Origin of the sequence: Sporosarcina sp. SAFN-015 (genome assembly GCF_051966875.1) — a bacterium.
Taxonomy (GTDB): domain Bacteria; phylum Bacillota; class Bacilli; order Bacillales_A; family Planococcaceae; genus Sporosarcina.
Genome location: NZ_JBQCKP010000001.1, coordinates 118,881 through 135,314, shown reverse-complemented (window position 1 = coordinate 135,314; position 16,434 = coordinate 118,881). Strand labels below are relative to the sequence as shown.

At 39.7% G+C, this 16,434-nt stretch carries 5 protein-coding genes; 3 read left to right on the top strand and 2 right to left on the bottom strand.

The annotated features are described in order from the left end of the window. Positions 1 to 196 precede the first annotated feature (196 nt). A complete protein-coding gene (locus tag ACTHPA_RS00590) occupies positions 197 to 2,857 on the bottom strand; it encodes an S-layer homology domain-containing protein (RefSeq protein WP_440498115.1) in 2,661 nt (886 codons plus the stop codon). Positions 2,858 to 3,098: 241 nt separating this feature from the next. Next, positions 3,099 to 4,259 (bottom strand): DUF2599 domain-containing protein, encoded by a 1,161-nt coding sequence (locus tag ACTHPA_RS00585; protein ID WP_440498114.1) that lies wholly within the window; start codon positions 4,257 to 4,259, stop codon positions 3,099 to 3,101. A gap of 827 nt (positions 4,260 to 5,086) precedes the next feature. Between ACTHPA_RS00585 and ACTHPA_RS00580 the strand changes: the two genes are divergently transcribed. The 3 genes from ACTHPA_RS00580 (at position 5,087) to ACTHPA_RS00570 (ending at position 16,350) form a co-directional block, all read left to right on the top strand. Beyond that, on the top strand, positions 5,087 to 7,210 hold the full coding sequence (locus ACTHPA_RS00580) for an immunoglobulin-like domain-containing protein (protein ID WP_440498113.1): 2,124 nt from the start codon (positions 5,087 to 5,089) through the stop codon (positions 7,208 to 7,210). Between the two features lie 798 nt (positions 7,211 to 8,008). Further along, a complete protein-coding gene (locus ACTHPA_RS00575) occupies positions 8,009 to 8,788 on the top strand; it encodes an isoprenyl transferase (RefSeq protein WP_440498576.1) in 780 nt (259 codons plus the stop codon). A 170-nt stretch (positions 8,789 to 8,958) separates the two neighbouring features. Continuing rightward, positions 8,959 to 16,350: a carboxypeptidase regulatory-like domain-containing protein gene (locus ACTHPA_RS00570; RefSeq protein ID WP_440498112.1), complete on the top strand. Its 7,392-nt coding sequence runs from the start codon at positions 8,959 to 8,961 to the stop codon at positions 16,348 to 16,350. The last annotated feature ends 84 nt before the right edge of the window (positions 16,351 to 16,434 follow it).

Below are 16,434 nucleotides of genomic sequence, written 5' to 3'. Positions count from 1 at the left end.
TGGCAGCTCGAACTACCAGTATTCATTATCTGCTCAATCTATTATCTGGCGTCACCAAGCGTTATGGAACATAACAAAACACTTTCAAATAAGATGATAGTTTGACCAATCATGCATATCTGCTTTTAAAGTATTTATTTTCATTCAAGATTGTTTAGTCTTACTAACTCTTTTTTTAAGTGGATACCCATTTTGTTTACCGTATACTGTATTGTTGGCCATACCGGGCATAGTTGCCGATATAATCTTTCGCAGGTGTATAGGAATCTTGGATAAGTCTTACAGTAAGGCTTGATACATAATGCCCGTACAAATTTACCGGAACTGAGTCATATAAGTTATGCCCGTCAACAACCTCGAGAACTAATTCCCCGAGATCATATTCTCCGTTGCCGTCTAGATCTAAGTAAATGCTATGCTCATCGTTACCATTTGCATTCGTATAATTTTTAACTGACGCTGTTATGCCGGTAGTGAATGTCATGTAATCATAACTGTACAAAGGCGTTATCAAGTGAGATGGTATACTGTATCCGTTTAATATGATTTCAAAATCGTTTGCATCTACTGTATTCCCATCCATTGTCTTACTAAAAGTGAGTATAAGTGAACTGTTGTCATAGCCGCTGACTGAAGCAGAGGTGAATTCTGGTTGATTATAAAAGTCGTTTCCGAGTGTAATGTATTCGCTTACGGCATGGACCATACCATTTCCGGCATTATCTCGAATATGGTTCACTGTAAATGCAGCTGTTTTAGTTGAAATACTATTAATGGGTATATGGACTATTACAGCGACAGATGTCGCTTTATCGGACGAACCAGACAAGATGGATGTCGATACATAGGAGTTTGACGGTAATGAACGGCCATCCCATGTATAGTTATAGATGTCTTTCACGCTGTCCAGGTTAACACCGCTATTTTCATCGGATATTGTAAATGTAACAGTTTGCATGTCCCATTGTACCTGACCGCTTGCAATCCCGTACACTCTCGGGGGAATTGTGTCCTGATTGAAGTTCAGGTTCGTTGAGTATAGAGCTGTACTATAGCCAGCCGTGTCTTTCACGTCAGCATCAATATAGAGTACGCTATTGTACATATTATTGTAGATGGATGACTCGCCCGATAAGATCACTGTTCTGGCATTCCAGCCTGCTGATGCCGTGAGCTGGGTGACTGAGCCATTTGCATGGACGATTCTAGCTTTGCCTGCGAATGAAGAGATGTCCATGTCTTTATCGTATGTTACTTCGATCTTATGGTCAGCTGTGACTTTTGCATTTGTTACAGTTGGAGCATTCTTATCAGCGACAACTGTAATAGTTGTTTCCACCGGATTTGGAGATGTCGAATTGCTGTTATAATCCTTCACATTTGTCACGGAAATTCTTGCGGTCGCGCCTACTTGAACTGCTGTACGTGTTGTAATGTCTAAACGTTTAGGGTCTGTCGGATTGTTCGTAATCGTAGCAACGGTATTGTTGACATAAGCGGTAGCACCTGTTGCATTCACAGGCTCATCGAAAAATAGAGAAAACGAAGTCGTCGATGTTTTTGCCGAGGCAGAGCCGGACACTAATCTAGGTGCTATCGTGTCATGTAACTTCACGGTTGCCGTGTACTTATCAAGCGGTTCGTTTGTTGTAGATTTAATAGAGTCTGTTGCCGAGAATGTATACTCGCCATTGAAAGTCCCACTTGCTGTAATCGTTAATGTTTTCCCGTCTGTTGATAAAACACCCGTAAGTTGTCCGGGATTCGAAGCCGACCCGGTGTTTGTTGAGAACGTGATATTCTGAACGACGTTCCGACCATCCACGACAGTTGACTTCGAAATTGGGGTTGCAAACGTCACTTCAACCTGTTTAGCGTTAAGCGCTTTCACTTCCTTAATGTAATGGGTGCCTGCTTTTGATTCGAATTTAATAGTGATGGTTTTTTCTACTTTCGCTCCACCTTTTGTCAAGGTCACTACATAAAGCCCCGCTCGTTTGCCCTTGGTCACCTTTGCAACAACACCTTGTTCCTTGATGAGGGAAGTTGCATACGTTTGGACAGCGGCTAATTTTTGCTCATCCGTTGCATTGTCTCCATATGAAATCTCTAATGTACCACCTGTAACTTGGAAGTAGGCTGCATCTAATGCTTTCTGGTTTGGATTGGATACTTCCGGGACAGGCTCTGGTTCCGGCATTGGTTTCGATCCTTGTGTCGCAGCTTCACTTCTAAAAAGGAAGGAAGCCAATTGTCCGCGTGTTACAAATGCATTTGGCGAGAAGGTTGTTGGCGTAGTTCCGGACGTAATATTGTTAGTGTACAATACTTGAACGAAGCTTTTATTCCAGTTACTAGCACTGATATCATTAAACGGGTTGTTCTGTTCACCTTGTGACTTAAGATTAAACCCGAGGACAAGCATTTTAGCCATCTGTGTTCTTGTCAAGTTGTCATTAGGCTTGAATGTGTTATCTGCATAACCTGAAATGATTCCCGCTTCAACCAGCGCTGCAATGGCTCCATAGTATGGGTTATTTTTGTTGACGTCTTTGAACCCTGGATCCTTCACATTTACTGTGTCTAGTCCGAGTGTCAGCGCTAAGAATTTTGCTGCATGCTGCCGACTGATACTTTGGCCCGGTTTGAATGTACCATCTGGGTAACCACCAATAATACCCCGTGAAGACAAATCCATAACGGCCTCATAAAAGTGGTGGCTCGGGATATCCTTAACATCCGAGAATGTTCGTGTCGCAGCTTCCGTATTGGCTGGTGCAACCGCAACGATAGCTCCTCCTGCTACTGCTGTCACCAGCGTCGCCTTGAATAGTTTTCTGTGATTTAACTTTTTCATTTTAAGCCCCCTATAGTGTTGTGGTACTACTTATATATGTTTTTGTGGGTAAAAAGTGGAAAAACGATCTATATTTCTAGTATAGTTCTTCTGGTAGATTAATTCAACAATTCTGTAAATCGGAGATTTTACATCGATATTGAAGAATACCATGGTGTTTTTGGCGGTGCGTTATGATTCGAAAAATAAAGCGACAAAACCAGCTATGTAGTTGATTTTGTCGCTTTTTATGAAAATGCTTTTATGGATTGCACGACTTCAATACTGTTTCCAAAAAACGTGACTCTGTGCGGTGTGGTTCAATATTCCACGGCACTTTACCCTCTCCCGCAAAATATACATGGCACTCATATTGCATCCTCATCGAATTAGTATTGTTCCACTTTTCATCTATGCCGTATTCGCTCTCAATTACATCAAAAGAATGTTGAATGCGCTGTTCATCCAGTTTCCCATTCTCTTTTTTGAACGCCGGGAATTTTGGATAAATACTCAATGAAATTGTGCCTTGTCTATCAATCCACTCAATCTTTTCAAAGTAATGGTCTTTGCCAAACTTTGAATCAATCCCGCCGATTTGCTCATCCGTCTCTTGATCCCCGATACTCTCATCTTCAGTTACGTCTTTTTCTCCCTCTGCCCCATCTCCATTATCCACTTCAGGCTGTTCGGGGATGATTTCATCTTCTTCTAGTGGGGATTCCTCTATAGGAGCAGATTTTTCATAAATAAAATCCGAATTTCCTTCTAATTCTTTTAAACCTTCTTCTCTTTTATTTTCAGTAATCACATTGTCTTTATTACTAAATCTTCCTTTTGTCATGACATCAGGATGATTCCACTTACTATTGAAAAAATCAATTGGTGTCTCTTCAACGCCATATTTATCGGCATTTTGTTTTGTATTTGTAAACCCTATTACATAAGGAATGAGCCCAGGAGCTTTTTTATACTTTTCCACTAGCTCCCATAACCTCTTGTCTTCTTTCTCTTTAAGTTGTATTCCTGTTGCATAACTAAAGTCCACGAAGTATTGATCAATGCTTTGAATATGCTTATCAATCAATGCACCATAATAGAATTTATTCTTTACAAACTTTCCATTCACAATATCGTAAAATGCAGGTCGGTACATCGCATCTACAGCATGGAAAAGACTCATATCTCCAGTCTTCAAGCCATACTCCATTAACCCATTTCTAGATCTGTCCCCGGTGTATCCTTCTAATGCTTTGAGAACATCTTTCCGCGTAATATGTGCCTCCTGATACTTGTTCAGAACCTTTACACTTTCTTCGGCTGATACTTCTACCACATTTCCCGAAAGCCCAGTCGACAGTACCAACCCTGCTGAAAGTATCCATATACTCGCAATTCCTCTTACTCCCTTAAGACCCGTCAATATTCCATCCTTTTCTCTTATTATTCTCAGTTATCGTGGCATAATCGAAACATGACTATCATAGGGATATGATTGGAAATAGTACTGCTTTTAGGCACTTCTCACGATTTTGAACAAATTATGGGTACATGTGAAGACATCATCTATACCTGATTTCACCATAGTAGCAATAGATTTAGAATACCTAGTACGTTTATGAGAATGGAGCGGTAAAATTAGTTAAAGTAGTACCAATTGAAATGGTCGGCGGGGTATTCGATTGTTCTATAATAATGTCTAGTGGAGAAAAAGAGGGGTAAGCGAACATGTGGAATCATCGGGTGCTGAAGTTTGGTCCTTAGAATTTCATGTCGTTACCCATGGGGAGAAGAAAAAGAACCATTGCATTCTGGCATTGACTACCTTTTAGGAAGGGGCTTTGTGGTGTTGGCAGCAAAAGCATAGGTGAAAGTGAATATTAAAAACAACATTGTAAAAGAAAATAACCTCAATCTCTTCAAATTTATTCAGCTCTCAATATTTGATAACCTTCTAGTATTATAAGCATAATTATTGATACGATATATTTCTGAATTACACCAAATCTATTTATATTATAGGTATTTTGGGTAGTTTTTCGAATCTAGGTTACTGCATTGGTGATATGGAAGGGTATTTTGATGTCGACGTTCCCTTCTTCATGTAGTTCAGTAGTTCAAAACTTATTATCATGGAAAGGAACGCCTTTTATTTTTTCTATTCACAAGCAATTTTTTATTGAAATATCTAATCAACCAATCAATCTACTCATTCATGATATGATGATAGAAAAAGAGAGGATGGTACCTATGAAAAAGATGAAGTCTATATATTTCCTGCTGATAATGTTTATTGCTTTTCTAACTGTATCGCCCATTACATCAGCAAACGAGATAGCGCCGTTTCCGAAAACACCAAGCCAGGAACCCACACCGATTACCGAACTTACGAATAAAAGTGCAAGTGGTATATCTTGGCAGTATGCACTTGAGGGGAAACCGAATGGCCTTACCGGCATCTCATCGCCTTTTATTTCCTATTACATAAAGATCACTGGGGATGCAGACTATGACCTACGTATGTTGGTGGATGGTGTTCAGGTTGGCGCTACGTACGATAAAGCATCAGGCAATTTAACTTATCAAACTAGTAACCTCACCGGGTCCCATGAAGTTGCAGTCCAGTTATATGTCTATGGGCAAAGGTACGATATCACAAAATGGTCATTTACTGTGGATCCTAACCCGGTAAATCCGTTCGAAGCAAAAAATCGAAACTTGCTCAATGCTGTCCAAGATGAGTCGATTTTAAGGTTGAATAAATATCGTGCCGCCCTTTCCTTACGATATTATACTGTCTCAGTGAACTTACAAAAAGCGGCACAAGCACATACCAACTATTTGGCATCCAATAATGTTACAGGTCATGGAGAACAACCGAATGGAGTTGGATTTACAGGCAGTCATCCATGGGACCGTGCAAGCTATTTCGGTTTTGACGGGAATGCTGGAGAAGGTATCACATATCAAAAGAAAACGGGAGCAATGGGCGTTGATGATTTGATGGATGCACCATATCACCGATTAAGCATCATTGATCCACGTAATCGTCTGGCAGGTACAGGCTATAATAATCGCGGGGATATCGTCATCAATTATGGTAGCTATACTGAGCCGGACCAAAAGGCAGAAGTCGTCGTCTATCCATATGACAAGCAAAAGGATGCAAAAGCCTCTTGGTATGTTGCGGAAAATCCGAACCCTTTGCGCTTTTGGGGAATAGACAGAGTGCATGTTGGCTATCCAATCAGCTACGCTTACTTTACGAATGAAAGCAGCGATCAGTTGATCGTAGATAGTCTATCATTAAAAGACGGGAATAACCGGAATATCTCGTTTTACGACGTTACACCGGATAAGGATAATGAAGGGAAACATCATGTATTTCTAATACCAAAATCACCGCTTGTACCTGGCCAGACATATTATGTAGATGTGAACGCGCACGTAAAAGATAAAATGGGTGAAAATAAGGACGTTTCCCGTTCTTGGTCCTTTACGACAGCTAATTCCATTGCAGTGCAAGATATTTATTTTACAAAATATCAAGGGACTAATTTCATAGGCGTAAATTTAGATAGTGGAGAAGATCCAGATTCAATAGTGACGATAGAGAAAGATAGCCAACTGTTTCTTAAGTATGAAGGCCGTATGCAATGGACATATCAATCGATTGTGGCGGGTGACTATATCTTAACGATAGAAAGTCCGCTATTCCAAGAGAAAAAGAAAATACCGATCACCATTCAGAAAAACAATGAAATTCGGTTTGATGGAGATGGAGATTGGCAAGTACTGTTCACAGAAGAGCAACCAGGGACGATTGATACAATGCCGCCCCAGTTAACTGGAATTGAAGATGTGACCATTGGACTCCATGAACCATTCGATGCAAGAAAGAACATTACAGCGTATGATGATATTGATGGTGATTTGACAAAATCCATCGTTATAGAGGGCGTAGTCGATACAAGTAAAGTCGGAATCTATAAATTGACTTATAAAGTTTCAGACCAGGCAGGGAACGAAACTGTGAAAGTCCGAATAGTTACTGTAGTAGAGCCTAATGATGGTTACACTTTCTGGGAATCTGAGAAACCTGTCCCGTCCAATAAAGATTGGACGATCCAATTTAGCAAAGAAGTCGATTCAACGACCATCGATTTAAATACGATCTATGTTCATCATAATCAACAAGAAGTGTCAGGCATTAAAGTCATGGTGAACGAAAATCGGAACTCGGTAACTGTCAAAGCTCCTGAAGCGGGGTATAGTAAAGGGCAAACCTATTACTTGTATATTGAAGGTAAAGTGAAATCTAGTTCGGGTGATACATTGAGCAAACCGATAAAATATAAGTTTACTATAGAATAATGGAGTAAATTGTAATCCGATACAAAGAAGCCCGGCAACCAATTGTAGTAGGTTGCCGGGTATTTCTTTGTTTAAATTCCTATTTTTACTCGCGAGCAACCCTGCTTTATAACTAAAGATTAATCAATACTTGAGATTTGAAGTACAAAAACAAAAATAACGACAATGAATGCAGAAGAAGCTTTTGAAGAGGTCTATGGGATGAGATATTTTGATCTTCAGAGGTATCTAGTAGAAAGAATCGTCTTTAAGTTGGGAAAGTATAAAAACACTTGAAGATGGACGGTAGTTCGTGGAGCAAAGAGATACTACTCATCAGTTTACTAGTATGAGATACATTGATTTGTGGGCATTAGTAAAGACCTTGAAAACAATTAACAAATGTAATTAAACAAGGTATCTTAGCGACATTAATGATTACGGAGTAACTTATTATTAAACTCTGCCTTCAGATCAGGGAGTCTGGGTTTATTTCGATTAGGAAGTAGTCATTAGTCGGAAAAAAGAATGATAAACCTTTGTAAAGGTATATGGTACAATGAAACTATTAATTTGTATTTGAATTCCAGTCATGAGACTTTGGTGATAGAGTAGTTCTACTATTCAATCCTTATAGAATGTTCATATAGGCAACTTACATATGGTAAAATTGAGTCTAGTGAAATACCTTTTTTAATTTAGACTGAAAGAGTTCGTTATTCTATCGACAATTTCAGATTCCCTCGGACATTTGACGTGGAAAAGCAGAGTGGAGGATACAACATGCTTGATAAGTTTCTTTGGAAAAAATCGGAGCCAATGATACTTGATGATTTTTCAGATAGATTGGATATAGCTTTGCAGAAGGAGATGCCGGATCACGTGGCCATCATAATGGATGGAAATGGTCGTTGGGCGAAGCAACGCAATCTTCCTCGGGTTGCTGGCCATCATGAAGGTATGAAGACAGTCCGTAAAATTACCCGTTTTGCGAATGAACTCGGCATTAAAGTATTGACCCTTTATGCGTTTTCCACGGAAAATTGGAAGAGGCCGAGATTTGAAGTCGATTTCCTAATGAAGCTCCCGGGAGAGTTTCTAACTACATACTTACCCGAGTTAATAGAAGAGAATGTTAAAGTGGAGATGATCGGCAATTTTGATGCGCTGCCGACGCATACCCAGCAAGCAATTGAAAATGCAAGGAAAGCAACGGAGCATAATGATGGTCTCATATTGAATTTTGCCATGAACTATGGAAGTCGATTGGAACTCGTAAATGTTGTAAAACGTATAGGTGAGTTGGCGATGACAAATCAGATTGAATTGGAGGATATAGACGAATCCTTGATTGAGTCATGTCTCATGACATCCCATTTGCCTGAGCCGGATCTATTGATTCGTACGAGTGGTGAAATTAGGCTTTCGAATTTTATGCTTTGGCAGCTTGCTTACGCAGAATTCACGTTTACCGATGTCTATTGGCCAGACTATAACGAGCAATGCCTCTTGGAAGCAATTGAAGACTTCCAACTGCGCAATCGTCGGTTTGGGTGTGTAGATGAAGAAAAAAAGGGGATAAATCGAAAAATTAGATAAGAATAGTAGAGGGCTGTCCTTATTGGACATCCCTTTTATTTATCTACAGGTAGTAGAAAAACATGAAACAACTTCCTTTTTGCTGATTGATAATACCTAATCGATAGATTACTATTAGGATTAATGGCTTGATTATATAGTCACGCCTACATAAAGGAGGTTGAGTAGATTTGGGGAAATTAAAAGGTGGCATTTTTCGCCTATTGTGTGCAATATTGCTCGTGTTCACAACAATTGCACCATCTCTTGCTGTAGCTAATAGTGAACCTATTGAGTACAGCATTATTGTTCATCCAGGATCAGATAGTAGGACTATCAACTGGGCTGAAGGGAGGATGATATCAGATTATGAAACAACATATTTCAACTCTGTATCTCTGGATAACGGAAGCGTCCTGCTAACTGGGAAAGCCTATACCGTTAGTTCAGATCCTTACCGAAAAGTATTAATATCACTCGATTATATTGATAATGGTGAACACTATCATTTGATAGAAGAGATTGCGGTTTCTGATGAAACGGCTGAATTTACAATTCCGGCTCATGACATTTTATATGAAAGTAATATTTTACCGGATATTGAAGCTTTTTCGGATATTAACGTGCAAATGTTCTATTATAACGATCAAAAAACTCAGAGTTCTAGTTTATATCTTGATAACAACGTACGATTAGTGTCATCAGGTCCATTTACAGCTCCTTTGTCGATACAAGGAAAATTGGATGGAAAGAAGTATCTTCTAAAAAGCCAACTGATATTGGGACAAGATGTAACTCTTTCAAGTTTGCTAGGAGATAGCTCCGAGCTAACAATTGAGGGTGATTATGAGTCCTTACTTTTCTATCAAAGTGAAACTCAAACTCATTTCAATTTGTTTAAAGATGAACAAGAAACAGTTGTCATTGCCAATGGAACCTATGAAGTATCATCCTATATAAATGGCATCCGCTGGACCAGCACTTTTGACGTTAATGGTAATAATACAATTATCTTACCGACTGAGCCAGATAGTTTAGACTTCGAAAACGTAAATCATCATGCCTATGATACTACAGTGAATTTAAACTATAATCTGCAAATGAAGTCTGGAGATTTCCAAGCTGACTCATATAACTCTAGTAGTCCAGTATCCTTTGTTTTACGTAACGATGAAGGTGTGGTTACTGAATGGGAAAGTTCATATTTGCACGGGGATAAAGAATTAGATGCAATCAAATCCGGTTCTTATATACTCGAGGCGGCTCTTCAACTAAATGGCAAGACGCTGACAGCATCTAAAGAATTACATATCAATTCCGCACTAAACACGTTAAAGGGAACTGTCATTACAGCTGAAAACGCGACAGGTTCTCCGTTGGAATCAGGAAAAGTTGTGCTCTATGAAATTCGAAGTTATTCCGGATACAAACAGGTGCAGCCGGTAAAAACAGCAGAAGTTCAGTTGGATAATGGTATTTATGAAACATTTATTCCGGATGCATACGTGCTTGATGGGAAAGAGTATTTGCTCACCCTTGTCAATGATAAGGAAAAGATTGCGTATACAAAGAAATTTATTGGTCAATCAGATAAGAATATTCATTTCTCGGCCGAGGATCTAAAACCAATTGGAGTGAATGCGGGAGTTCTTGAGACTGTTAATACAAAAATTAACCTTGGTGAATCAGATGAGAACTATTATTCGCGCTTAATAGAACTGGATGGAAATGAATGGAGTATTTCCAGTGATCTTCAGATTCAAATGACATGGATCGGGAAAGACGCTAATAATAATGGGTATATTTGGTCGGATATCGTAGATGAAAATCTAGGGAATGTTGATCTTACGAATGAGGAATGGCAATCATTAAAACCGCTTTCAAGCTACCCTAATGCAACGTTAGGATTTATATCTGAAAAAGAGCAGTATAACGAGTTGCGGCTGGGCGGAAGTGAGAAAGAGGCTGCACGGACTGTCCGTTTAGTTGTATATGATGAGGAATTCTTTTATTCGAGCAATGTATTAGTGTGGAGTGGCTCAACTGAAGAAGTACAATTCACTCCGAGTATAGGAACAGCTAGCTTCGATGAAAAGAACAACATATTCTATATTCAATACATGAACCAGGCACATCAACAAATGGTGATTAACAGCGGTCAAAATGGCGAAGTGCTTAAGCTTGTTTACGGAATCTTCGATGAGTCAAATGAGCAAGTCGGGGAGTCAATCAATACTGATCAACTGAATAGCCTACCGTTGACATCACCGTTGCCAAAGGGTACTTATACACTAAAATTATTACGTGCAAACTTTGACCAAGACATTGCAGCCCTATCTTTAGATATTCCATTTGTTGTTTTAGGAGAGGGAGCTCAAGAACCACAACAATCTCTTCTATCGAAATTATTCTTCGATACGAACACAGCATATGGAAAATTCGAAGGGCATAGCGGTTCTATTAGGGTGAGAGAGAAGCCGCAAGCAGGCAATTTTACACCATATACTTATTTTTATCCGAATTACCCTGCGGGTGATTTTACTGCCTATAACAACCTTATCATTAATCCATCCGCGGAATACGAAGTACAAATGAGATTGTCTAATAATGAACAGTCGACTTTTGTTGTAGATGATGTAGTAATGACTGGAAAAGAGCTATTGGAGAATCGCAAAGATAACCCATTAAGAATCTCAGAAGACCTTCAGCATTTGAAAGTGGTCAATTCTAGCGAGCGCTCGAATTTGCAAATGGAGCTCCGAAATGTTGACCAAATGGGTGACACGATTCATACCTATTCTAATAGTGGGGCTGGATTCAATATATACTTACCGAATGCCACTTACGTTGGCAGCTTTATATTGTTTGACGAAAAAAATAATGTCAGCATCGTGCCTTTGGAAGAGTTTACAATAGAGCAAGACGAAGAAATTGTTTTTAATGATGAACTATTTACAAAATACACGATTATGGCGGATAAGAAAAACCAATCTATTTTTGGTTTTCAAACAACCGAAGGTCATTCATTCCTATTTTCACCGGATCGTATTTTCAACTCTGTTTCCTACCCACAAAATATGAAAGGGAGTATACAGCTATACGTAGCAGATAAAGAACAGTATTCAACCTTATGGGGTTATAGGGTAGTATTGCCCGAAGGAGATTATGGAGCAGAGAAACAATTCTCATTCTCCAATCAAATTCAAGGGAAAATCCATGATGTAAGAGTTGAGTCTGTCCCGAATGGTTATATGATACGTCCGATTTATTCCCTGATGGCGGGTGAGTTAAACGTTCGCACTATCTATCAAGCAGTGGAAGGTGATAGGTTAAGTGCATTAGGAGAAAATGAACCTATTCGAGATTACATTGGCCTATTTAATAGTTGGAATCAAGTATCCGCTACAATCTCACTCATTGATGAAGCTGGAAAAGTCATTTGGAAATCCGAAGAAACTTCTGGATATGGGCAAAACCATTATTTACAGTCTGTTGAACCAGGTACCTATACAATCCAAATCCATATTCCGACATCGTCAGGAAAGTCGATCAAGTTGACTGAAACAGTCGTATTAGATGCTGATGGTTCTCCATTCATCCAACTGACGACTCCGAAATATGGAACAGTGACTGATGAGGAAAGTGTTACTGTAGCAGGATCAACGAATCAGAATGCTACCGTAATGTTGGAATTGCATAAAGACGGTACAGTAATTGACAATGTTGAAGTTGTTGCAAATGACAAAGGTTCATTCTCATATAACTTCAATGAACTTGACGAAGGAAGTTATAAAGTAATTGCTAAATCAGCTGGAAAAATAGCTGAAACAGCATTTACGATTGACCGGACGCCACCAGATGCTGTAGCCAAAATTAGTTTGGAGGATAAACGTGTAAATGGTGGACTCCTTCAAATTGGAAGCAAGTTGAAAGTCTTGATGGAAGGTTCCTATGAAGCAGGATTCAAAGCAACTGCTACAGTAGTTGTAGATGGAGCCGAAAAAGAGATTGCGCTTACTTATAACGAAGAAAGCAAATCCTATGAAGGCGAGTTTCTCGTTGAAGAAGGCATGAAACTTGTTGAAAGCATCACTGGTTTTATCACGGACGGAACGGGAAAAACAGACGAACTGACACAGGAGTATAAATGGGCAGTCGGATCTACCGTTCAAGGTAGTGTAAATGATGGAAATGCTGTTGGACATGCAACCGTCAGATTAATTTCTAGTCGAACATATTCTGCAGAGACCGACGCGTCAGGGAATTTCAAAGTAAAAGGGTTACCGGCAGGTACGTATAAGGTAACTGTATCAATCGGTGGAAAGTCGTATGCTAAGGAATCAATTGTCGTAGGGGATGCCGTTATTATGAATCCTTTAAATTTGGAGATTCCAGCTACGTCAAATGCCGTTTTCTCTTTAGTAGACAAAGGAACGGAGAGTGCCATAAAGGACGGTTTAAATCTCCGATTGACAGGCCCTAATGGCTTTATTGCCTACGGTACTTCGGTTAATGGGAAATTCAAGACATATGATGGAAAAACCGAGTTCGCAAATCTTCAGGCGGGTGAGTATAGACTGACTGTTTATGGTCAAGGTGCCTACTTGACAACGAACTCAACAATTAATCTGAATCAAGATTTGAATGACTATCTTGTCGAAGTAGAAAAGCTAGATGTTATTGAAAAGGATATAACAATTTCACTTCCTAATGATGTCGATGAAGTGAGCTCAATTTCACTTCAGAGCTACACAACTTATAAACAACATCAATATAGTGGGATAGGAAACTATTATTTCTATAATATAAAGAAAGACATGAATGGAAATATCGTTCTGAAAAACGTGGCAATCGCGGAGGATTATGAGTTGCATATCGATACTGAGGGCTATATGTCCTTCAATCAACAGGTCGATTTGACGAAAACACAGAACTTTGCGGTTGAGCTCGAAAAAGGACGTGTTATTTCTGGTATCGTGACGGATAGTCAAGGGAATCCTGTTCCGAACATAGATGTTTATGCGTACAGTGAAAATAGTTACCGTTCAGCTAAGACGGATATGGATGGAAAATATGAATTGATTGGTCTGCCGAAAACGGCTGCCATTCAAGTTAACATATATTCACAGATCTATCTTGCTTATAATGACACGATTAAAGCGGGTACAGAAAATGCGGAATTAGATATCCAATTAGCTAAGTCTGCATCGATTACTGGTAAAGTTGTGGATAGGAATGGGTCACCACTTAGCGGCGTTTCCGTTTCTGCTAGTAGCCCGAACTCCTATGGCTGGGGAAGAACCGCGGATGACGGTACTTTCACGATTACTGGATTGGTAGATACGAAAGTATACGATCTCACATTTACTTCATATGGTTATCCTTCTGTTACAGTAGAAGGAAGAGACGCTGGCGATGTGGGGACAGTTTATTTACAAGCTGAAGGAGACGGAGATTTTGAAGGCGCAGGCAACTTCTTAGCTGCTGCTAAATCAGCAGTCGTTCCTGCTGAGGAAGTACAGTTCACTTTGTCTTATCGCAATAATGGGTCTACAGAAGCTAAAAATGTTCCAGTGCATATTCAGTTGCCAAACGGCTTGTCGTTAATTTCAAATTCTACGACTTTAAACGGTAAGGGTGTAGATATTTCGAGTGATACGATTATTATCCCGACTATAAAGGCCGGCGAATCAGGTAAAATTACCTTTACCGGTAAAGTTGCCGATGATATTGCTGATCCTTCACTGACGACGACTGCACAAATAACGGAAAACGGTTCAATTATAAGTGTGAATACTTCAGTAGTATTCGTAACGCTTGAGGCACCAGCACAAACCGGAACTAGCAAACTAAAAGTGTATGGTAACGCAAAATATGGTTCTAATGTGGAAGTTTACGCCAATAATCAATTAGTTGGTCAGACGAAAGTGGATGGCAAGTGGTGGTTCATGGACATCAAACTGCCTGTGAAAAGTTCTACAAATGCTCAAGATTTCACGTTATCCGCAAAAGTTACTGATGGAGACATTTCAACGATGTCAAAACCGGTTTCTGTAAAGTTTGTGCCTGACGTTCCGACAATAAAAGACGTGACGGTTTACGCTGGCTGGAATGGCGATGTGAAATTGAATCCTTACACCGGAATCGCGACTTTCGCTATTACTGAACATACACCCTTGCACACGGAAATTGTGTTTGATAAAGAAGTGGACAGCGCGAAAATCACTTTCCTAGGAAAAGAATATGATCTTAAGAAAGGACAGGACAATAAGTTTACGTTTGATGGAAATAGGCTTGGCCGATGGACGTCTTACGGTGAACAACTGCTTCAAGTTACATTCAAAAAAGGCGACATGGAAGTAACTCTTCCATTGATGAATATTATCGTACTTATTGACCCATCCGGCTTTGTATTCGAAGGCAGCATGGAAAATCCTTTGGAAGGTGTTCAAGCAGTCGTCGAAACAAAAGTTGGAGATAACTGGGTACAATGGGATGCTGAGAAATACGGTCAAGTGAATCCCCAAGTAACAGATGAAGCCGGTCGATATGGCTGGGACGTTATTACGGGTGAATGGCGAGTTATCTTCACGAAGGATGGCTATGAGCCATATATCTCACGTGTGATGAATGTTCCACCACCGGAAACTGAGTTGAATATCCCGATGGTACGGATTACTGACCCAGCGGTTACGACAGCAACAGTTTCCGAAAACGATATGACAGTTAAATTTGATCGCTTTATGAAAGTAGGTAAACAAACTGTCCAATTGTTTGAAGCGGGAAGCGATGTGCCAGTCGAAGGAATGGTTCAAGCGCAATCGCTAGCTGGCTATAAATCTATTTCAACGCCTGCTGATAAACAAGCAGGATTCATTGGAAAAGACTCCAAGGGGGAAGATGGATTCTTCTCGGTTGATTCCGATACAAATGTTGCTTCTACTTTCACCTTTATACCGGCAGTTGCATTGAAAGCAAATACAACTTACCAGTTGGTTGTAAGTGGAGAAGCGGAAGACTATGCAGGAAAGTTATTGGGAGAAAGTACAATCTTTGAATTTACAACTTCGGGAGATCCGAATGGTGGAACTGTCGTAACGAAAATGGAAGAGTTAATTGACCAATTGGATGAGTACTCACCGCAATTTGAGCAGGAGCTTATCGGAGCTAATGCAATGTACAAAGACTTGAGTGATGAGGCAAAATTACTCGTTACAAATAGTGGGAAATTAACTCAAATGAATGAGCTGTTCACAAAGCGTGATGAACTTCAAACAACTTACAATATGTATAAATCATGGAAGCCTCATCTAACTGATAAGAATGTGTTGAAACCATGGACCATTACGTTTAGTGCAGATGTTGACTCCAAGAAGACAGACATCCCGGTTTATGTATACGATCGATACGGTAGGAAAGTAGAAGGTGTCAAAGCAGAAGTAAATGCAGATAAAATTGTTCTGACACCTTCCACCCCTTATCGAAAAGATCACGTGTATTATATTGTAGTGAGCAAAGACATTAAGAGTGCAACTGGAGCCACCTTAAAAGAAGGCGTATTGGCAACTTTTACAATTGAATAAAACGATGAAATGGCCCTGCTTCCCAACTTGGGAGGCGGGTTTTTTTATTCCCATGTATAAGTATCGACCTTACAAAACAGACAA

Excerpts from the sequence above, each read along its gene's own strand:
- ACTHPA_RS00590 (WP_440498115.1), bottom strand. The coding sequence starts at position 2,857 with ATGAAAAAGTTAAATCACAGAAAACTATTCAAGGCGACGCTGGTGACA.
- ACTHPA_RS00580 (WP_440498113.1), top strand. The coding sequence starts at position 5,087 with ATGAAAAAGATGAAGTCTATATATTTCCTGCTGATAATGTTTATTGCT.
- ACTHPA_RS00575 (WP_440498576.1), top strand. The coding sequence starts at position 8,009 with ATGATACTTGATGATTTTTCAGATAGATTGGATATAGCTTTGCAGAAG.